The sequence below is a fragment of the bacterium genome (assembly GCA_019912885.1).
GTDB lineage: Bacteria > Lernaellota > Lernaellaia > JACKCT01 > JACKCT01 > JAIOHV01.
The window spans coordinates 17,017-35,886 of the sequence record JAIOHV010000230.1 but is presented as its reverse complement, the minus strand read 5'-3'; the positions used below and the strand labels follow the sequence as shown (position 1 = coordinate 35,886).

Here is an 18,870-nt window from a genome sequence, read left to right as displayed (position 1 = left end):
CGCTGCACGCCGCGCTCGTGCCGCTTCGCGCCGGCGGAGCGACGACCCTCATCGCGCACGGACTCGTCTCGGCCGGCGCGCCGCCGCATGCGCTTGCGCGCGAGCCCGCGACGCGCGAGGGCGCCTTTTTCGCGACGGACGCCGCGCCGCTTGTCGCCGATCTCGCGCCGGAATTGTCCCGCGTCGCCCGGCGGCGCAACTGCGTTTCGGGTGGTATCTCGAAACGCTCGACGCCGCGTTTCTTGCCGCCGGCGACGATGCATTCGACGGCCGCTTCTCGCTTTCGAGCCGCGTCGTTGAATCGACGCGCCGCCTCGATCCGTTTTCCGACGCGGTGGCCGAGTCCATCGCGCGCGTTGCCGCGGATGCCGCGCTCTCGGGCGCATCGCTTTTAGTGATCTCCGGCCTGACGCTCGCGCCCGAACAGGGATTCTCGGCAAGCGCGCGCGAGGCGTTCGCATCGCCGGCGAACGCAAGCGCCGACCCCGCCTCAATGTTCGGCGCGACCATCGTCGAGGACGGGGCCGCCACGCCCGAGCGCCTCGAGCCCTACGCGGCGTACGCCGAGCACAAGGCCGCGCGCCTTGCTGAAATCGTCCGGCGCGCGGTCGAGGCGGCGAAAAAGGCCAACGCCGGCGTACGGGTTTTCGTCGAAGTGCCCGCGATGGCCGTTCTCGATCCGGCGGACGGACTGGCGCGATTTGGCGTCGACGCCGAGGCGATGCTCGCCGCCGGCGCGGATGGCCTTTTCATCCGCGCGACGTGGCGCCCGGCGTCGCCCGAGGCCGTGCCCGACGGGGAAAAGACGGAGTGGCTTTCCGGTCTCGCGGCGCGCGCGCTCGAACTTGCGCCGGACCCGAAGGACATCGTCATCGCGATCCCCGTCGCCGATGCGCGAACGCGCAAGCCGTATCCGGACTGGGAGGTGCGCCGCGCCATCGACGCCGCGCTCGGCGGCGTGCCGTGCGGCGTCGCCCTCTTTCCTCTTGTTTCCGACATTCCTTATAATCGCGTGTTCGCCCCGATCGCAAAAACACGCCAACCGGAATCGCCATGAAGAACATCGCCGCCCTTGTCCTTGTCCTGTTGCTGACCGTTGCCGCCGCCGCGTGCGCGCCAAGCGCCGCGAGCGACGACTCCAACGAAATTCTCGTCGTTTTTTCCGGCGATGTCGTCGGCGAATACACGACTTGCGGATGCAAGAACAATCCCGCGGGCGGCCTCAGCAAGCGCGCCGCCTTCATCGAAACGCAGCGCCGCGCGCACAAGGACGTGCTCGTGTTCGACCTCGGCAACCAGTTTCACGCCGAGCCGCAAATCCACGACAAGCTCGTCGATCAGGAAACCGCGCGCGCACGCCTTTTCGTGCGCGCGCTCAATCACATGAAAACAACGGCCGCCGTGCCCGGCCCGCTGGATTTCGCGCTCGGCGCGGGCGCGTTCCGGGAATTCGCCGCGGACATGCAATACCCCATGCTCGCGGCCAACATGACAGACGCGCAAACGGGCAAGGCGCTGTTCCCCGCCTGGCGCGTCGTTTCCGCGGGCGGGAAAAAGGTCGGCATCGTCGGCGTGGCGAGCCCGGAGTTTGCCTGGCGCGGCAAGGAAATCGCGCACGACGGCGTCCGCATCGATCCGCTGAAACCCGCGGTCGAGCGCGCCGTCAAGGATGCGAAGGCCGAGGCGGATATCGTCATCGTGCTTGCCAACGTGACCAACGACGAACTCGATGATGTCGCCAAGGCCGCCAAGGGCGCCTCGTTCATCTTCGCGGGCGCGGGGGCGCGCCGCTTCACGCGCGATGTCGAGCGCCGGGAGGGTATCCCCGTCTTCCAGATCCCGCCGCGCGGCCGCGAGGCCGGCCTGGTCACGCTTTCGGTCAGCGGCAACGACAACAATTTCGAGGATCGCACGGAGGCCGCGAAGATCGACCAGCGCCTCGAGAATTACCGCGCCGTGCTCGCGCGCATGGAGCAGCAGGCCGGCGAGCAGGGCATCGACGCGTATTACAAGGAAAGCCCCGCCGCCATCGACCGCTACCGCGACATCAAGGAAAAAATCGCCGACGAGGAAGCGCGCCGCGAAAAGCTCGGGGGCGCCGGATCGTGGTTCGAATTCCGCATGGTCACGCTCGGGCGCAACGTCTCCGACGACATGCAGATCCAGGGTTGGACGACGAAGTTCGAGGACGACTTCGGGCTTTCAAACGTACCGTGACGCGAGCGTGGGATGAATCGCATTTTTACCGCCAAGGCGCGAAGGAAACGCAAAGAACGCAAAGGAATACTTTTTTTGGCGTCTTTGCGGGCTTCGCGCTTCTTTGCGTCTTCGCGGTAAAATTTCATGCTTCGCCTCGCCCCCACTAGCCCATGAGTTACAAAAAGGTCGAGGCCTTTCGCGAGCGCGTCGGCGATCTCGAGCGCCGGCGGGGCGGCGAGAAACGTGCGTTCACCGACGAGCAATACGCATCCGCCGCGCGCGTGCTCGCGAACTACGGCATCAAGGGCCTCATCCGGCGCGCCGACGCAACCGAGGCGATCGTCTCGATTCCGCGCAAACTCGCCGCGGCGGCGGGCGATCTCGTGCACGCCGACGAGGCGCGCGTCACCGACATCCTGCCGCGCGGCAAGGTGCTGGCCCGCGCGGATGCCCGCCGCGCGCATGTGATGGCGGCGAACGTCGATCGCGTGCTGCTCATCCAGTCCGCGTCGCTGCCGGCATTTTCGGAAGGGCTCACCGACCGCTATCTCGTTTACGCGCGCATCATGAACGTGCCGCTCGTCCTCGTGCTCAACAAAATGGACGAAGCCGATGCGGCGTCGGTCGATCGCGCCCTCGCCTTTCGCGAAACCGGCGTCGATGTGCATCTCGTATCCGCCAAGACCGGCGACGGCGTCGACGCGATCGCGCGGATCGCGACGCACGGCGTCAGCGTTTTCACGGGTCATTCGGGCGTCGGCAAATCGCACCTGCTGTCCGCGTTGCTGCCCGGGGAGGACTTGAAAGTCGGCCGGCTCAATCTCGCCGTGGGCAAGGGCCGCCAGACGACGACCGTCGCGCGCGCGTATCCGTTTCGCGAGGGATTGGTGATCGACACGCCGGGCGTGCGCGAGTTTCAGTTTGTCGGCGCGACGCCCGGCGACGTGACGCGCGCGTTCCCCGACATCGCCATGCTTTCCGCGCGCTGCAAGTTCCGGGACTGCCGGCACGAAACCGAACCCGGCTGCGCGGTCAAGCAGGCGGTGAAGCTTGGCGAACTTTCCGCCGCGCGCCTCGCGTCGTTCGCGCGCATTCTCGAATCGCTCGACGCAACGGACTAAAAGCCTCATTGCCCGCGCGCGTTTCGTCCGGTTCGGCGGACGATCAGCGCGCGCGTTTTTTTGCGGGCGTCTTCTCCTTCGCGCCCGCTTTTGCCTTCGCGCCCGTCTTTTTGCTCGACGGCTTCGGCGCGGCGGGTTTGGCCTTGGCCGCGGCCGGGATCTTCGCGGCGGGCATGGTCTTTTTTACCTTCGCGGCCCTGCTTGCGAGATATTGCTCGGCAATCTTGCGCTCGGGCGCGGGGTTCAGATCGAGCAATTCCTCGTGCACGAACACGCCGTTGTGCTGGACGAGCACGCCGTCGAAGAACATGTCGCCGTCGCCGGTCAGGATTTTCACCATGTCCCAGTGGATCGACGAGCGGTTGCCGTTGTCGGCTTCGTTGTATGCGCGGCCGGGCGTGATGTGCACGGAGCCGTAAATCTTCTCGTCGAACAGGATGTTACGCATCGGCCGGCGGATCTTCGGGTTCGTGCCGACGGCGAACTCGCCGAGGTAGCGCGCGCCTTCGTCCGTGTCGAAAACCTCGTTCAACTCCGCGGTCTTGCCGGCGCACGTCGCGTCCACGATTTTGCCGTTCTTGAAGGTGAGCTTCACGTTCGCGAACTCGCGGCCCTGATAGATCGACGGCGTGTTGAACGTCACGTAGCCGTTGGCCGAATCGCGCACCGGCGCGGTGAAGCACTCACCGTCGGGGATGTTGCGGTCGCCGAAGCACGAGATCGTCGGGATGTTCTTGATCGAAAGCGTGATGTCCGTATCCGACGCCACGATGCGCACCTTGTCCGTGACGTTCATCAGGCGCGCGAGCCGGGCCTGATGGCGCTGCAACTCCTCGTAGTCGTATAGAACCGCGCCGAAGTAGAAGTCCTCGAACTCCGTCTTGCTCATGCCCGCTTCCTGGGCGAAGCCGTGCGTCGGGAAGATGGTGACGACCCACCGCGTGTTGTCCACGCGCTCGTTCAGGATCGGCGCGAGAACGCGCTGCCGCGCGGCAAGCGCCTTCTGGTTCGCGTTCGCGAAGACCATCGAGTTTTCCGCCGCGCGCACCGCGAAATAGCAGTCCACCTGCTTCATCAGGTCGAGTTTGTGTTGCGGGAAATAGGCGATCTGCTCTTTCGTCGCGCCGTCGTAGAAATCCTTCTGCATTTCGACGTCCAGGTATTCGTAGTCGAACATCGCCGCGCCGCGCGAAAGGCACGCGCGCTGCAATTCGCGCAGGAGCGGAAGCGACTCGGCGCCGATCGCCGTCGCGAAGCAGATGTCGTTTTTCTTCACGCGCGCCGAATAATCGACGAGCAACTCGGCAAGCTTGCGAACGCGCGGATCGAGCATGGAAAACCCCCCGGGGAAAATGACGAGCGCACGCTAGGAAATGGCGCGGTGCGCGTCAACGCAGGCAGGAATCTGGAAGGAACAAATCGTAAAACGACGGTGCACAGTGGACACGGCGGAAATGTCGGTCCCGTCCATAAAGTCCATGGTGTCCATTCGGTCCGGCCGTTCGACTAGCCGCCAGCCAGCGCCCCTTCCGCAGCCTTGGCGATCGCGTCGATCTCCGCGTCGCCATGTGCGGCGGAGATGAACGCCGCCTCATACGCGCTCGGCGGCAGGTACACGCCCGCGTCGAGCATCGCGTGGAAAACACGGCCGAAACGCACCGCGTCGGATGTCTTCGCGCTCGCCAGGTCCGTGACCGGCCCCTCGCAGAAAAACAGGGTGATCATCGAGCCGACGCGGTTGACCGTCGCGGCCACGCCGTTTCGGTTCGCCGCCTCGATGAGTCCCGCCTCAAGCCGCGCTCCCGCGTGCTCCAGTTTTTCGTACACATCCGGCGACAGGCGCGTCAGCGTTGCCAGGCCCGCCGCCATCGCGAGCGGATTGCCGGACAGCGTACCCGCCTGATAGACCGGGCCAAGCGGGCTGACGCGATCCATGAGATCCGCGCTCGCGGCATACGCGCCGACGGGCATGCCGCCGCCGATGATCTTGCCGAGCACGGTGATGTCCGGGCGAACGCCGAACCGCTCCTGCGCGCCGCCGCGCGCGACGCGAAAGCCCGTCATCACCTCGTCGAACACGAGAAGCGCGCCATGCTCGACGCACACCTCGCGTAGCCCTTCGAGAAAGCCCTCGGCCGGCGGAACCACGCCCATGTTTCCGGCGACCGGCTCGACGATGATCGCCGCAACGTGACCGCGATTCGCAGCCAGCAGCTTTTTCACCTCGTCGAGATCGTTGTATGGCGCGGTGAGCGTATCCCTCGCGACGCCCTCCGGCACGCCGGCCGAATCCGGTACGCCGAACGTCAGCGCGCCGGAGCCCGCCGCGATCAGAAACGCGTCCGCGTGTCCGTGATAGCAGCCCGCGAACTTGATGATCTTCGCGCGCCCGGTCGCGCCGCGCGCCAGGCGGATCGCGGCCATCGCCGCTTCCGTTCCTGAATTGACGAAACGAACCTTCTCGGCGGACGGGATTCGCGCGACGACCTCCTCGCCCAGGCGATGCTCCATCTCGTGACACGCGCCGAACGACAGGCCGGATTTGGCGGCGTCGATCACCGCCGCAATCACATCCGGTTGCGCGTGGCCGAGGATGAGCGGGCCCCAGCCGCCGACAAGGTCGATGTAGTCGTTGCCGTCCACGTCCGTCATCCGCGCACCCTTGCCCGACGCGATGAAGGCGGGCGTGCCGCCGACGGAGCGAAATGCGCGGACGGGCGAATCCACGCCGCCAACCAGCACACGGCCCGCGCGTTCGAAAAGGCGTTCCGACGATGGGCGAATCATGATTCTTTCCTCCCAAATCAACAGGCGGCGAGCGACACCGCACGCGCCCGGCGACGAGCCTCGGGCATCATGGACGGAACGACGCGACGGACAAAATGGACAAGACAAACCTCTGACAATCAAGACCAGCGCGCCAAATGACCGGGCGATCGATTTCCTCTCCCCTATTTCCTGTTTCCTGTTTCCTATTTACTACTTCCTACTCTCCGCTTCCTCCTCCAGCAGCGGCACCGTCAGATAACGCACGCCGCACGGCATGCTGACGTAGAGTTGGCGCGTCAATTCACAATACACCATGTCGCGGATCGGCCGGCCGACGGGATACGGGCCGAGCATTCGATCGCTTTTCGTGTCGTACACCGCGACGCTTCCACGCCAGGGGCTCGCGGCAAAGACGTAGCGCCCGGACGCATCGACGCGCACGATGCCCACGCCGCGCATGACCGGCAGGGAGCGCCGGTACTTGAGCGTCACCGCGTCGAAGACGTCGACGGTCCCGCCAATCGGCCGCCCGATGAAGAGCGTCAGGCCGTCGGACGAAACGGCGACACCCGCGGAAGAGACGCCCGTCGGAATCTTGCGCAGCGGCGCGAGCGTCGCCAGGTCCACCTCCACCGCGCTGACGCCGAACAGATCCGTGACGTAGGCGCGCTCGATGAGATTGTTGATCGCCATGCCCGAGGGACGGCGCGCGATCTCCTCGACATCGCGCCCGGCTTTCGGGAATAGCAGCGACCGGCCCTCGGCGCAAAGGATGACGAAGTTCTGCCGGATGGGATCCCACCCCACCGACACCGCGCGTCCGCAGCCGCCGGCCCATTCCATCGACGCGGTTTCGATCTCGTGAAATTCGCGGATGTCGAATCGAATGGCCCGCCGCGTGAGAGACTCGCCGCCCGATCCGAGGGCGGCGGCGCCAAGTCCGGCAAGAACGCTGCGCTCGGGTTTGGCGCTTGTGGCGCATACGATCGCGTCGCCCTCCGGCGATGCCGCGAGCGCGAACGACGGCGCGTCGCTCGCCACCGGGACGCGACTTTCGGGGGTCACGTTTTCGATCGTTCCGCTGCGTGGATGCGTGACATATAGATCGCGCCGCATGCCGCAAGCGATCGCATGCGGCAGGCCGCCCTCGACAAGTTCGCCGCCAAAGCGATAGATCGCGGCCGTCTTGAGGTCGCAGTCTCCCGCGTTGGATGGGGATTCGCCGATCACGAATCCCCACGCGGAGCCGACGGCGGTGACGAGCAAGACGGCGAAAATCGTTTTGCCCCAGGTACGGATGAGAAACAGCGTCGCGACACCGACGGCGATCGACACGCCGGCGCCCACAAACGCGAGGCTGCCGAGCGACAGCGCCCCGAGAAGCGAGATCGGGGCAAAGAGCAGCGAGACCAGAAGCAAAGGCGGAAGCAGGATGCTGGCGCCGCGCCGCGCGAGGAGCTTCCACGCGGCGCCGACGACGATCGCGCCGCCGATGAGGGGGCGGGCGATCGATCCTCCCGGCAGGCCGACGTGCCCGGCGAGCGGCAGATAAGCCGCGGCGACAAGGAGCAGGAACGCCCCCTCCACCGCCGAATGCACAATGGGCTTTCGGCCCAGGGGATGTCCGCCGATCCGCCGCGCCATGGGGATTGAGGATAGATCGGTTCCCGGCAAAAAGTCGAACCGTCCGCCAAAAACGCGCGCCGGCTCTCCGGCCGCTTTATCCCCGCGCCCCGTGCGTCTAATCTGCCGGGCGCCATGCCGCTTGCCTCACCCGGAATCCACCTGGACCGCTACACGCGCGGCCGCCAGACCGAGCCCGTCGCGGCCGACGCCCTCATTCGCCTGCTGTACGAAAACGGCGCCGCGGGGCGCGGCGCGGCGCGCCTTTTCGCGTGCGCCTCTGTTTCGCGGCTGCTCGCGTATTGGACGTTCGGCGCGCCCTGGGCGCGCGGGCGCGTCGCGGAATTCGCGCGCGAAAACGCCATCGACCTTACTGGCGTGCTCGGTGATCCCGCCTCGTTCGCCTCGCGAACGGACCTTTTTTTGCGCCGGCTGGACTACGAAAACGCGCGGCCGATGCCGGCGGAAAACGTCGTCGTGTCGCCGGCGGATTCCAAGGTCATCGGCGGCGATCTCGATCGCGGCGTTAAGGCCAAGGGCGTTTTTTTCACCGCCGCCGGACTTCTCGGGGCGCGCACCCGTCCCGCCGCGAGTGAGTCGGCGCGCCGCGTTGCCGATTGGGCCGCGCGCTTCGAGGGCGGCACGTTTTTCGTGTTTCGCCTCGCGCCGCCGGATTATCACTGGTTCCACGCGCCCGTCGCCGGGCGCGTCGCCGCGGCATACGGCGTCGCGGGCCGCTACCACAGCGTCAACCCCCGCGCGGTGCGGGCGCGGCCGGGCCTGCTTGCCGAAAACGCGCGCCACGTGACCCTGATCGACACGGACGCCGGCGGCGGCACGGGCGTGGGCCTCGTGGCCGTCGTGCCCGTCGCGGCGCTTGTCATCGGCAAGATCGTGATGCGCTATTCGCCGCGTGGTTACGACGAGGCGCAATCGGTCGCCGAGGGGCTTTTCATCGAACGCGGCAAGCCGATGGGATACTTCGCGCCCGGCAGCTCCACCGTCGTCGCGTTGTTCGAACGCGGGCGCGTGACCGCGTGTCCGGACATCGTCGATCTGCAATATCGCGACGCGGGTGCGGCGGTGTACGGGCCTCAGATGACGGGCCGGCCGATCGCGGAGGTGAAGCTCGACGCGCGCGACGTCATCGCCTTTCCCGGCGAAGACGCCGCCCCGGATCGCTACGATATCGGGCGGCGCATGACGGCGTATCGCGACGGCGACATGTGGCGGGTCGAAACGCGCGGGTAGGAATTGATGGAGCCTTCGGGATGTCGGGGCCGCAATCGAAGCATTCGCGAATGCGAAGTGCGCGGTCGGTTTCGCGCCGGGACGAACGCGATTTTTGCCGGGGCGGTATCGACCGCGCACTTCGTCGCCCCGCTCGGGGCGGGGCGACTTCGTTTGCGGACCCGACTTCGCCAATTCGGATCGGGATGGCGTTTCCGTCCCGATCCTCAGGCCCCGCCTAGAAAACCTCGGACGCCGGAAAGAAGAACTGAATCTCGCGAGCCGCGTTTTCGGCGCTGTCCGATCCATGCACGGCGTTTTTGGTGAACGACTCCGCGTAGAGCTTGCGGATCGTGCCCTCGTCGGCCTTCTCCGGGTTCGTCGCGCCCATCAGCGTGCGCCAGTCCGCGATGGCGTTGTCCTTTTCAAGCACGAACGCGACGCACGCGCCTTCGCTCATGTATTGCGTCAACTCGTCGTAAAACGGCTTGCCGCGATGCACGTCGTAGAACGCCTGCGCGGTGGCATGAGGCATCCGCAGCATGCGCAGCGCGCGGATCGAAAAGCCCCGCTCGGTCGCGAGCGCGAGGATTTTCCCGACGTAATTGTTGGCAACGGCATCCGGTTTCGCGATGCCGAGGGTTTGCTCTATCGCCATGTCCGACTCCTTCAAATTCCGTGGATCGCACGGGGCGCGGATCGGCCCCGGCGCGGGCGGTTTATAGGCGGATTGGCGCGGGAAGGCAACGGGCTACCGAGGAGAGAGAAAAGAGGAACGAGCAAAGAGGACGGAACGCGCCGCGCGAATATTGGCCCGTGCTCCGAAGACGGACAAGTCACGTGCCCGTGCCCGTGCTCGGATGGACATCATGGACCCCATGGACGGCATGGACCGCCCGCCGCGCCGCGATCAACAGCCGCAGCCTCCGGAATCGCCGCTCTCGTCCGCGTTCGCGGCGTCATCGTCGTCGTCGATGTCTGGCGCCGGCGCCTCGTCGTCATCATTCACGTCGTCATCGGCGCCGGCGTCATCGTCAAATGCGTCGTCATCCGAAACGTCGTCGTCGCTGACATCGTCGTCGCTGACATCGTCGTCGAGAAAATCGTCGTCCATCGCGTCATCGTCGGATGCGTCGTCGTCGGATGCGTCGTCGTCGGCTGCGTCGTCGTCCGCTGCGTCGTCATCGGCCGCGTCGTCGTCCGCGGTTGCGTCGGTCGTCACGATCATGGGATCGAACTCGGCGTTTCCGTTCGGGCCGTAAAAACGAACCTGGTAGGTGTACGTCGTGTCGGGCGCGACGGTCTGGTCGATGTATTCGTATTCGAATTCGCCCGAGGTGAGGTTCGGCGAAACCTGCGTGTAATCCGCGGCGGCGCCTTCCATGCGCCACACGCTGTACGTGCCGCCGGGGTCGTCGCCGAGCGGTGACCATGTGGTGACGACCTCGCCGCCGTCGGCCGTCGCGCTCTGCCGCCAGATGTCCGCGGACAGCACCATCGACGGATCGGCGGAAATGGCGGTGGCAAAGAGCATGACCGGCCACATCTTGTTAAACGTCAGTGGGAGGATGTTGTCGTTCGGATAGAAATCGCCGCCACCAAATTCTCCGGTCATCTCGTAGGTGAACGCGACCTTGCCCGCGACGTCGTACGCCCAGTCGCACGCGGTGCCGGCCGAGATATAAAGATCGGAAGACGGCTGCGCGGTGTAGTTCGACTCGCCGGCCATGCGCAGCGCCGCGTTGCGGTGGATGGTGTGATCGGGCTCGATAATGTCCTCGAAGCTCTTGCTCCAGGGGTACAGGATGAGCCCGCCGTACGTGTGCAGATCGACCGAAAGCGTCACGTTGTCGTACGCGAGCAGAAAATCGCGCACGGCCGCCGTCTCCGGCTCGGAAAACGCCGATGGCCCACGGTAGATCTCCTGGCACGGATCGCCGGACGACCCCGGATCGCCGCCGAATCCCGAGGCGAAATTGCGATTCAAATCCACACCCTTGCAAACCGGATTGCCCGTCGTGACGCGGTTCTTGCGCCACCACGCCTGATTGGCCTCGACGTCGTAGGTGTGCCCGTCCGGATTCACGCGCGGCACCACGTAGATTTCCCGCTCGTTGATGAGATACGTGACGAATTCGTCCACGCCGTAGCCGGTGACGAGACGATTCAGGAAATCGAGCGGCACCTCCACGCTGACGTATTCGCGCGCGTGATACTCCGCGCCGAAAAACACGGCCGGCTCGCCGGATTCGTACGTCGCCGCGTTGTCCGAGACGCGCACCGCGCGGAGATCGCGCCCCTCGACGCTCGTGCCGATGCTGAACAGATGCACGATATCGGGGTGATCGAGCGCGAGCTGGTCGAGCGCCGCGTTCACCTCCGACTCGTCGTGGTAATCCTGCATGTTGAACGGAAAGCCCGCCGCCGCGATCGGCGTAACGACAAATCCAAGCCGTTCGATGCGCCGCGCGTCCGCGTCCGTGACGTGCGCGAACGACGCGCCCGTCGCGAGATCGACATGATCGATCGCGATGCCGAGACCGACAACGCGCGTTCGTTCGAAGCGGTCGCGCGTATCGATGCGAATGTTGTAGGTCGCGTCACCCGAATCCGCGATGGCGGTCGCGGCGATGAGAACGGCGAAAAGAAGAGCAAGCGAGGCGGCAAGGAACGAGACGCGATTTGGCATGGCCGAGATCCGGGTAAGCGAAAAGCGCCAGCGCGCTCATCGGACGATTTTCAGACGCGACTTTTTACCATAAAACGAGTTTTTTCGCGCGTGATCGCGATCAAACGGACATCGCGGGAAAAAGCGCGTTGCAGCGGGGCGAGCGTGCCACCCGCTCCCTGACGGTCGCGGCTCCGTTCGTCGGTCGCGGTTCCGTTCGCCGGTGATCCGACGTCAGCCGGCGGCTTCGGCCTCGCCGATCAGCTCGCGAACGTATTCGACGCGGCCGTTTTCCGTCACGCCGTAAAGCATGTCGGAGATGACCTCGGGATCGAGCGGCTGCACGGGGCATTTACCAATGAGTCGCTTGACGATGGAGAGATCGGCGCGGCGCACCATCGCCTGGATCGACGGGATGCGCTCGTTGAGGACGATGTTTCGGTAGGGATATTCCTGGAAATAATACACGTTCGCCTTGTATCCCATATCCCAGATGTGCTGCGCGTCTTCGTCGGTGATCGCGTTGCCCTCGTTGGTGTAGCGCTCCAGAAGCTGCTCCTTGACGGCCGTTTGATCCTCGATCGGTCCGTGTTCGGACAGAAGGTTGAAGAGCGTTTCGAGCGCCTGCATCCGCTCCGCGTGCGGCATGAGGCGATAATCGATCTGACGCAGCACGCTGCGGTAAATGCGTTCGAGATCTTCCTTCGAAAGATTTTCGGGGCTCGGCGTCGCGACCTCGCCCGCGCGCGCGGCGGGCCGGATCATCGGGCCGTCGGGGGATTCCTGAACGTGCAGGATGTCGTGGGAGTCCTCGACGAATTTCAGGAAACTTTCGAAACCGAAATTGCTTTCGTCGAACGACGGGTCCATGCGGATCATCATGGGCCGCACGCTATAAAGCGGGACGAGGCCTTCCTCGTGATTGCGGCCGAGGCGCCGCGTCGCGCGAAGCAAGAGGTCCTTCGCCTCATCGAGATCCAGCTCGCCCTCGGGCGGTGCTTCTTCGTTCTCGTCCTCGGCGCGCGTCCGGCTGCCGGTCAGCGTGTGGTAGTATTTGAACTCGTTGCAGCTTTTGATCCAGTAGATGTTCGACGAATTCCGCGCGCCGATCCCGATGACGTATTTGCCGTGCTGGCGAAGCTTTTGCGCCACGCCGGAGAAATCGGAATCGCCGCCGATGATGACCTGCGTGTCGATCTCGTCGAAATGAAAAATGTCCTCGAGCGCGTCGATGGCCATGCGGATGTCCGCGCCGTTTTTCGCGTGCTGCCCGCGCGGGAAGAGCTGGATCAGGTCGATGGAGTGCTCGAGCATGACGAAGCGGTAGTTCTTGAACATCGTCCAGTTCGCGTAGGCGCGATTGATGACGACGTCGCCAAGCGAGCTGAGGTAGTCAAGGACGGCCTTCACCTCGACCATGTTGCCGGTCACGCGAAACGGATTGGCGCGCTGGTGCGTCGCCACGCCCCGCGGCTGGATGCCATTGTGAATGTTTTCGAAGTCCCAGTAGACGGCGATTTTGCGCGGACCGATGATGGACGGATCGCTGGACGCTGCGGATGCCAAAATAAATAACCCCGGAAAATAAAGTTTAAAAAAAAGCTCCCTGTCGACCGATCGGATCGCGGGCGCCGCCACACGGTGCTTGTCCGGGGCGCGGTCCCAGACCTTGATTATTCAGTCGTTCATGCGCGCGATTGTCAAGGGGACATCCCGCGACGAAGCGATCATTTCCGTGAGAATTCATTCAAAATTCCGGCTTGTCGCGAATCGCCGCGCCCCAAATCGCGCCGTGGCGCCGATCCGGCTCCTTATGCCGACCGCTTGCGTTTTCGGCGTCTTTCGCCAAACTGGGCGGGCTCATGCGCGACCTTCGAAAATTTCGCAACAAGCTCACCTTTGAGCTCGACAATCGGCAGATCGCCTTTCTTCTCGCCGGCCTGATCGCGGTGATGGCGATCGTCTTCGCGCTCGGCATCGTCGTCGGCAAAGGCCTGACGCGCATGGACGGCGGCGAAGAGCTGATGGCCGACGTTCGCGAGCCGACCGAGGTCGAGCCGGCGCCGTTTGTCGTCACCGAACAGGACCTCGAAGGCGGTTCGATGGATACCGGCGAACCGGCCGAGCCGGTGAACCTGCTCGACAAGCCGGGCTCTCCGGTCGGCACGCCCATGCCCGTGGCCGACGAGCCGCCGCCCGCTTACGAGGCGCCTTCGCCTCCGCCGCCACCGTCCGCGGTCGCGGCCGGCTCGGCTCCCACGCCTCCGACCGGCGGCGGCTGGACGGTGCAGCTCTCCGCGCACCCGAACGAAGCCGAGGCCAAGGGCAAGCAGAGCGCGTACGTCAAGAAAGGCATCGAGGCCTACATCGTGCGCGCGGATATTCCCGGCAAGGGCGTGTGGTACCGCGTGCGCGTCGGCCAGTTCTCCACCCGCGAGGGCGCGCAGCAATACGCCAACGCCATCCGCGAACGCGAGCAGGTCGAGCCCTACATCACGCGCATTAACTAGTGTCGATTTACGAGTGACGAGTCACGAGTGACGAGTTACGAGCGTCGCTCGCTCGCCCGCACCGCGTCGTCATCCCGCACCGCGTCGTCATCCTGAGCGAAGCGAAGGATCCGGCTCGCCCCGGCAGACGGCTTATGGACCGGTCGCCGGTCGCCGGTCGCCCAATGCCTTATTGCCGAACACCCGCGCAAACACATCAACCGCGTGCGCGATGTCGTCGGCGCTGACGTCGAGATTCGTCACGGCGCGGATCTTGTCAGGCGCGGTCGCCAGCACGCGCACGCCGTATTCCTGCAAGACCGCTTGCAATTCGGGCGCGGTCCACGGCGCTTCGACGCGGAAGATGACGATGTTCGTCTCGACCTCCGCCGGGTTCAGATCGATGCCCGGCAGGTCGGCGATGCCGTCGGCGAGGCGCCGGGCGTTGACGTGATCCTCCGCGAGGCGCGCGACGTTGTGGTCGAGCGCGTACAAGCCCGCCGCGGCAAGCACGCCCGACTGGCGCATCGCGCCGCCGAACCGCTTGCGCAGGCGCAACGCCTTGTCGATCAGCTTTTTCGGGCCCGAGAGCAGCGAGCCCGCCGGCGCGCCGAGGCCCTTGGACAGGCACACGCTGACGGTGTCCGCGTACATCGCGATCTGTTTCGCGGGAACGCCCAGCGCGACCGACGCATTCCACACGCGCGCGCCGTCCAGGTGCACCGCGATTCCCGCTTCGCGGCTCCACTCCCACACCGCCTTCATCGATGCGAGCCCGATGACGCGCCCGCCGCAGCGGTTGTGCGTGTTTTCCATCGTCACCGCGCGCGTCGGTGGAAAATGCGCGTCGTCGGGGCGGACGTGGAGCTTCAGCGCCTCGGGCGAGAGCGCGCCGTTGTGCCCGCGCACCGGGTGAAGCTGAACGCCCGAGAGCGCGGCGGCGTGCGCGGACTCGTAGTTGTAGATGTGGCAGTTTTCCTCGCACAGCACCTCGGCGCCCGTCTCCGCATGCACGCCGATCGCCGCGGCGTTGCTCATCGTGCCGGTCGGAAACAGCAGCGCCGCCTCCTTGCCCAGGATCTGCGCGATGCGCGCCTCGAGCGCGAGCACGGTGGGATCGTCGCGAAAAACATCGTCGCCGACAACGGCCTCGGCCATCGCGCGGCGCATACCGTCGCCGGGTTTGGTTACGGTGTCGGAACGAAGATCGACGACGCGCTTTTCGCGGGGAGAACCGGTGTTCGTCATGCGGAACGTTTCCCCATCATGCGTTCGAGCACGAGCCCCGCGGCGGCGCGCACGGTGTCAAACACCCCCTCGCCTTTTGTCGCGGACGCGCCAAACCACGGGCGCGCGCCGACATCCAGCAGGCGCAGCAGCTCGTCCGCGGGCGCGGCCGTTGGAAGATCGCGCTTGTTGAGTTGAAAGACGATCGGCAACGTATCCGGATCGACGCCCGCGGCTCGCAAGGCGTCCCACGCGCGGCGCATGGCCTCGTAGTTGTCCTGCATGCGCGCCCTGTCGGAATCGACCACGAACACCATCGCGTCCAGCCCCTTCATGATCATCCGTTCCGTCGAGGCGAACGGCAGGCGCCCCGGGATCGTGTACAGATGCAGCCGCGCGCGATAGCCGTGAATGCGCCCGAGAAAAAGCGGAAGAAAGTCGAAATACGCCGTATGATTGGCCTGGCGTTCGAGCGAAATCAATTCGCCCACGTGACGGCGATCCGTGCGATCGGCGACGCACTTCAGGTTCGCGGTCTTGCCGGAGCCCGACGGGCCGACGTACACGATCTTCGCGTTCAGTTCCTTGGCGTGATCGTTGAGGAAGACCAAGCGCGCCTCCGAGGATGGCGACCCTTATAGCTCGCGTCGCCCCGACAGCGCAAAGCCGAGCGTCACGGCGTCGGCGTATTCAAGCTCGCTGCCCGCCGGCACGCCGTGGGCGATGCGCGTCACGCGCACGCCCAGCGGGCGCAAAGCCTCGGCGAGATAGTGCGCGGTCGCCTCGCCCTCGCGGTTTGGATTCGTCGCGATGATCGCCTCGCGCACCTGCCCTCCGCGAAGGCGTTCGATGAGCTCCGCGATGCGCAGCGACTCGGGGCCGATGTCCTCGAGCGGACTGAGCGCGCCGTGCAGCACGTGATAAACGCCCTTGTAATCGGCGGTCTTTTCGAAGGCGTTCACGTCGGCGGGTTGCTCGACAACGCACACGATCGCCTGGTCGCGGTTGGGATCGGCGCAGATGGCGCAGGGCTGCACGTCCGTCAGGTTGAAGCAAACCTCACAAAGAGCGATGCGCGATTTGATGTTCGCAATCGCCTCGGCGAGCGCCCGCGCTTCTTCCTCGGGCATTTTGAGGATGTGATGGGAAAGGCGCGCGGCGCTCTTGGCGCCGATGCCCGGCAGGCGCGAAAGGCGCGCGGCCAGATCGCGGATGGGGCCGGCGTCGAGGGCCACGCGACGCGCCGCCTACTGGCCGAACATGCCGGGGATTTTCAGGGCGCCGGCGACCTTGCCCATTTCCTCGCTGGCGACCGCCTGCGCTCGCCTGAGCGCCTCGTTGACGGCCGCGATGACGAGATCCTGCAACATTTCGGCGTCACCCGAGGCGATCACCTCCGGTTTGATCTCGACGGAAACGATCTCGAGCTTGCCGTTAGCCTTGGCGATGACCATGCCGCCGCCGACCGACGCCTCGACGATACGAGAACCAAGCTCCTGCTGAACCTGAGCCAGGTCGGCCTGAGCCTTTTGCGCAATCTTGAGAAGTTCAGGAATACCCTTCATGGAAAGCACCTCAATTTCGGCCGAAGGTGGGGCGGCCGAAGATCGTTCAATATATCCCAACGCCATTTTCCGGCAAGCGGGGACAAAACGCGAGGAGGAAAAGCGGGGATGGTTTTTCACCGCAAAGACGCAAAAGGACGCGCCAAGAACACAAAGGTTACTGAAATCAACAGCTTATAAGCCTTTGTCCAACGCGGCCGATGATTCGGCGCGAAAACGGCATTCGACTTGTAAGTTATTGTTTTATTTCCTTTATTTTGCGTTCCTTCGGCTGCGCTCAGGGCCGCTTTGCGGAGAAAACCTATTCCCGCCCCATCGTCTTTTCGCGAGGCGCCGGCGACGGCTCGGCCGCCGACGTTTCTGCCGTGCCCATCGTTTTTTGGACCGGGACCGCTTCGGGCGCCACCAGGCCGAGTTCGATCTCAAACTGACGCAGCGTCTCGTTGGCTTGCATCTTCTCGGCTTCCTTTTCGATCTCGAAGGTCTCGATCGAGGGCGATTCGAGCGCCATTTCCATCTTGGCCTGCGCCTTGGCGACGGTTTCCTCGATCTTGCGGACCATCTCGTCGTGCGTCTGATCGATGCCCGCGACCTCGAAGGTCTGCATGGTGTTCGCGACCTGCTCTTGCCATTTGGCCTGGCGAGACAGGCTGATGGCGCGCATCGCCTCCTTGATCTTGCGGTCGCGCTCGGCCTGGAACGCCTCGCGCACGCGCATCGCCTTTTCAAGCGAACGTTTGGCCAGATCGAGGTTCGCCTCGGAGGCCGCCTTGTCGGTCTGCACCTGCTCGAAGGTGGTGGCGAAATTCAGCGCCAGATCGCGCTTTCCGGCCTGGAGCGCGGCGGTGATGCGCGCGCGAAGCTGGCCTTCTTTTTCCGAAAGCGCCGCGAGTTGCTTTTGGGCCAGATTCACGTTGGCCTTGACCATCGCGATGTTCTCGTTCATCGCCGGGATCTGGTCGTTGAGATCGCGGATATTCTGCTGAAGGATCTTTTCCGGGTCTTCCAGTCCAGCCACCGCGCCGCCGAACACCGAACGGATCCATCGCACGAATCGCTTGAACATGTTGGCCCCCCTGGACGCGGACCCGCGCCTCCGTGTGTTTGTATCGTTGCCATCGGGGCTCGGTCAACCGGCGGCGACGGGCCAGGCGAATCGCGAGAACATCGCCTCCGCGCGGCAATGACTCCTACGGCTCGCCGCTATTCGGCTCTTTTGGCGCCGCCGGGACCGCCGTGCCGTCCTTGCCTGCGACCTTGAATCCCGGCAGAACGACGCCGCCGGAGATGATGATCTTGAACGCATCCTCGATCGAGATGTCGAGCGGCACCGTTTGATCCTCGGTGATGACGAGAAACCAGCCCGATGTCGGGTTCGGCGTCGTCGGCAGAAAAACCGTCAACGCGTTCTCCGGGCCGCCCGCGTTCGACATGCGCGCGACGCGGTTCGTGACGAAACCGATGGACCAGACGCCATGGCGCGGATATTCGAACATCACCGCGCCGCGAAACTGATCGCGCGAGTCGCCGAAGATCGCCGCGGTGAATTGCTTGATCGCCGAATACACGCCGCGCACCAGGGGGGTGCGATCGACCGCGAGTTCCATGTAGTGGACAAAGCGCTTGCCGAAATAATTGCGGGCGAAAAAACCGACCACGAGGATGAAAAAGACAGTGATGAGGACGCCGATCCCGGGGATATCTTCGCCAACCAGGTGCTCTGGTCGCAGCGGGCGCGGCAACAGCACGATGGCCTGGTCCATCAGGCCGACAAGGAATTTTATGGTCAGAAACGTGACCCAGACGGGGATGATGACCAGAAGCCCCGCGACAAACAGGCTGCGGAAGTCGCTTCGAACGCTTTTCCAGAAACTCTTGCGGCGGTGGTAGCCGAAGAAATTTTCGATGGGTCGTTTCATGAAAAGACCTCACGTGTGGTCGGGCGCAAAACCGGCTCACGAGAACCGGAAAGTCGTCGC

17 protein-coding genes are annotated in these 18,870 nt (G+C 64.9%); 5 read left to right on the top strand and 12 right to left on the bottom strand.

What is annotated here, in order from left to right:
* From K8I61_20820 to rsgA, 3 genes are all read left to right on the top strand, one after another.
* Window positions 1-1,057 (top strand): hypothetical protein (locus K8I61_20820; protein ID MBZ0274488.1); only part of this gene is annotated, 1,057 nt, incomplete at its 5' end.
* Complete coding sequence (locus K8I61_20815) at window positions 1,054-2,217, top strand: hypothetical protein (protein MBZ0274487.1); 1,164 nt, start codon at window positions 1,054-1,056, stop codon at window positions 2,215-2,217. The genes K8I61_20820 and K8I61_20815, both read left to right, overlap by 4 nt.
* 152 nt (window positions 2,218-2,369) lie before the next feature.
* Window positions 2,370-3,320 carry a ribosome small subunit-dependent GTPase A gene (rsgA, locus tag K8I61_20810; protein MBZ0274486.1) on the top strand — a complete coding sequence of 317 codons (951 nt, stop codon included), beginning with the start codon at window positions 2,370-2,372 and terminating at the stop codon, window positions 3,318-3,320.
* Window positions 3,321-3,363: 43 nt separating this feature from the next.
* Here the strand turns inward: rsgA and K8I61_20805 are convergent, their stop codons facing one another.
* The 3 genes from K8I61_20805 to K8I61_20795 all read right to left on the bottom strand — a co-directional run bounded on the left by K8I61_20805 (window position 3,364) and on the right by K8I61_20795 (window position 7,688).
* Window positions 3,364-4,653, bottom strand: a complete 1,290-nt coding sequence (locus K8I61_20805) for an aminopeptidase (GenBank protein MBZ0274485.1) — start codon at window positions 4,651-4,653, stop codon at window positions 3,364-3,366.
* Between the two features lie 173 nt (window positions 4,654-4,826).
* Window positions 4,827-6,107, bottom strand: a complete 1,281-nt coding sequence (hemL, locus tag K8I61_20800; GenBank protein ID MBZ0274484.1) for a glutamate-1-semialdehyde 2,1-aminomutase — start codon at window positions 6,105-6,107, stop codon at window positions 4,827-4,829.
* A gap of 192 nt (window positions 6,108-6,299) precedes the next feature.
* Window positions 6,300-7,688, bottom strand: a complete 1,389-nt coding sequence (locus tag K8I61_20795) for a hypothetical protein (GenBank protein ID MBZ0274483.1) — start codon at window positions 7,686-7,688, stop codon at window positions 6,300-6,302.
* A gap of 159 nt (window positions 7,689-7,847) precedes the next feature.
* Here K8I61_20795 and K8I61_20790 point away from each other — a divergent pair, with 159 nt between their 5' ends.
* Window positions 7,848-8,963, top strand: coding sequence for a phosphatidylserine decarboxylase (locus tag K8I61_20790; GenBank protein MBZ0274482.1), 1,116 nt, complete (start codon window positions 7,848-7,850; stop codon window positions 8,961-8,963).
* A 217-nt stretch (window positions 8,964-9,180) separates the two neighbouring features.
* On the opposite strand, the gene ndk is transcribed toward K8I61_20790, so the two are convergent.
* The 3 genes from ndk to K8I61_20775 form a co-directional block, all read right to left on the bottom strand.
* Window positions 9,181-9,600, bottom strand: a complete 420-nt coding sequence (gene ndk / locus K8I61_20785) for a nucleoside-diphosphate kinase (protein ID MBZ0274481.1) — start codon at window positions 9,598-9,600, stop codon at window positions 9,181-9,183.
* A gap of 252 nt (window positions 9,601-9,852) precedes the next feature.
* Window positions 9,853-11,631, bottom strand: a complete 1,779-nt coding sequence (locus K8I61_20780; GenBank protein MBZ0274480.1) for a zinc carboxypeptidase — start codon at window positions 11,629-11,631, stop codon at window positions 9,853-9,855.
* Between the two features lie 213 nt (window positions 11,632-11,844).
* Window positions 11,845-13,176, bottom strand: coding sequence for an NYN domain-containing protein (locus K8I61_20775; GenBank protein MBZ0274479.1), 1,332 nt, complete (start codon window positions 13,174-13,176; stop codon window positions 11,845-11,847).
* 296 nt (window positions 13,177-13,472) lie between these two features.
* On the opposite strand from K8I61_20775, the gene K8I61_20770 reads away from it, so the two are divergent.
* Window positions 13,473-14,120, top strand: coding sequence for an SPOR domain-containing protein (locus K8I61_20770; protein MBZ0274478.1), 648 nt, complete (start codon window positions 13,473-13,475; stop codon window positions 14,118-14,120).
* Between the two features lie 132 nt (window positions 14,121-14,252).
* Here K8I61_20770 and ltaE read toward each other — a convergent pair whose 3' ends face one another.
* From ltaE to K8I61_20740, 6 genes are all read right to left on the bottom strand, one after another.
* Entirely contained in the window at window positions 14,253-15,347 is a 1,095-nt protein-coding gene (gene ltaE, locus K8I61_20765; GenBank protein MBZ0274477.1) for a low-specificity L-threonine aldolase, read from the bottom strand.
* Complete coding sequence (locus K8I61_20760) at window positions 15,344-15,937, bottom strand: gliding-motility protein MglA (GenBank protein MBZ0274476.1); 594 nt, start codon at window positions 15,935-15,937, stop codon at window positions 15,344-15,346. Before K8I61_20760 ends, ltaE begins: the two co-directional genes overlap by 4 nt.
* A 24-nt stretch (window positions 15,938-15,961) precedes the next feature.
* Entirely contained in the window at window positions 15,962-16,540 is a 579-nt protein-coding gene (gene recR / locus K8I61_20755; protein ID MBZ0274475.1) for a recombination mediator RecR, read from the bottom strand.
* 33 nt (window positions 16,541-16,573) lie between these two features.
* Window positions 16,574-16,891, bottom strand: a complete 318-nt coding sequence (locus K8I61_20750; GenBank protein MBZ0274474.1) for a YbaB/EbfC family nucleoid-associated protein — start codon at window positions 16,889-16,891, stop codon at window positions 16,574-16,576.
* Between the two features lie 301 nt (window positions 16,892-17,192).
* Window positions 17,193-17,957 (bottom strand): PspA/IM30 family protein, encoded by a 765-nt coding sequence (locus tag K8I61_20745; GenBank protein MBZ0274473.1) that lies wholly within the window; start codon window positions 17,955-17,957, stop codon window positions 17,193-17,195.
* A 124-nt stretch (window positions 17,958-18,081) separates the two neighbouring features.
* Entirely contained in the window at window positions 18,082-18,810 is a 729-nt protein-coding gene (locus tag K8I61_20740) for a DUF502 domain-containing protein (protein ID MBZ0274472.1), read from the bottom strand.
* Between the last annotated feature and the right edge of the window lie 60 nt (window positions 18,811-18,870).

Bases quoted from the DNA above. Each gene is read 5' to 3' on its own strand.
- hemL (MBZ0274484.1), bottom strand. From the start codon at position 6,107: ATGATTCGCCCATCGTCGGAACGCCTTTTCGAACGCGCGGGCCGTGTG.
- K8I61_20740 (MBZ0274472.1), bottom strand. From the start codon at position 18,810: ATGAAACGACCCATCGAAAATTTCTTCGGCTACCACCGCCGCAAGAGT.
- K8I61_20790 (MBZ0274482.1), top strand. From the start codon at position 7,848: ATGCCGCTTGCCTCACCCGGAATCCACCTGGACCGCTACACGCGCGGC.
- K8I61_20805 (MBZ0274485.1), bottom strand. From the start codon at position 4,653: ATGCTCGATCCGCGCGTTCGCAAGCTTGCCGAGTTGCTCGTCGATTAT.
- K8I61_20780 (MBZ0274480.1), bottom strand. From the start codon at position 11,631: ATGCCAAATCGCGTCTCGTTCCTTGCCGCCTCGCTTGCTCTTCTTTTC.
- K8I61_20770 (MBZ0274478.1), top strand. From the start codon at position 13,473: ATGCGCGACCTTCGAAAATTTCGCAACAAGCTCACCTTTGAGCTCGAC.
- rsgA (MBZ0274486.1), top strand. From the start codon at position 2,370: ATGAGTTACAAAAAGGTCGAGGCCTTTCGCGAGCGCGTCGGCGATCTC.
- K8I61_20815 (MBZ0274487.1), top strand. From the start codon at position 1,054: ATGAAGAACATCGCCGCCCTTGTCCTTGTCCTGTTGCTGACCGTTGCC.
- K8I61_20745 (MBZ0274473.1), bottom strand. From the start codon at position 17,957: ATGTTCAAGCGATTCGTGCGATGGATCCGTTCGGTGTTCGGCGGCGCG.
- ltaE (MBZ0274477.1), bottom strand. From the start codon at position 15,347: ATGACGAACACCGGTTCTCCCCGCGAAAAGCGCGTCGTCGATCTTCGT.
- K8I61_20750 (MBZ0274474.1), bottom strand. From the start codon at position 16,891: ATGAAGGGTATTCCTGAACTTCTCAAGATTGCGCAAAAGGCTCAGGCC.
- ndk (MBZ0274481.1), bottom strand. From the start codon at position 9,600: ATGGCGATAGAGCAAACCCTCGGCATCGCGAAACCGGATGCCGTTGCC.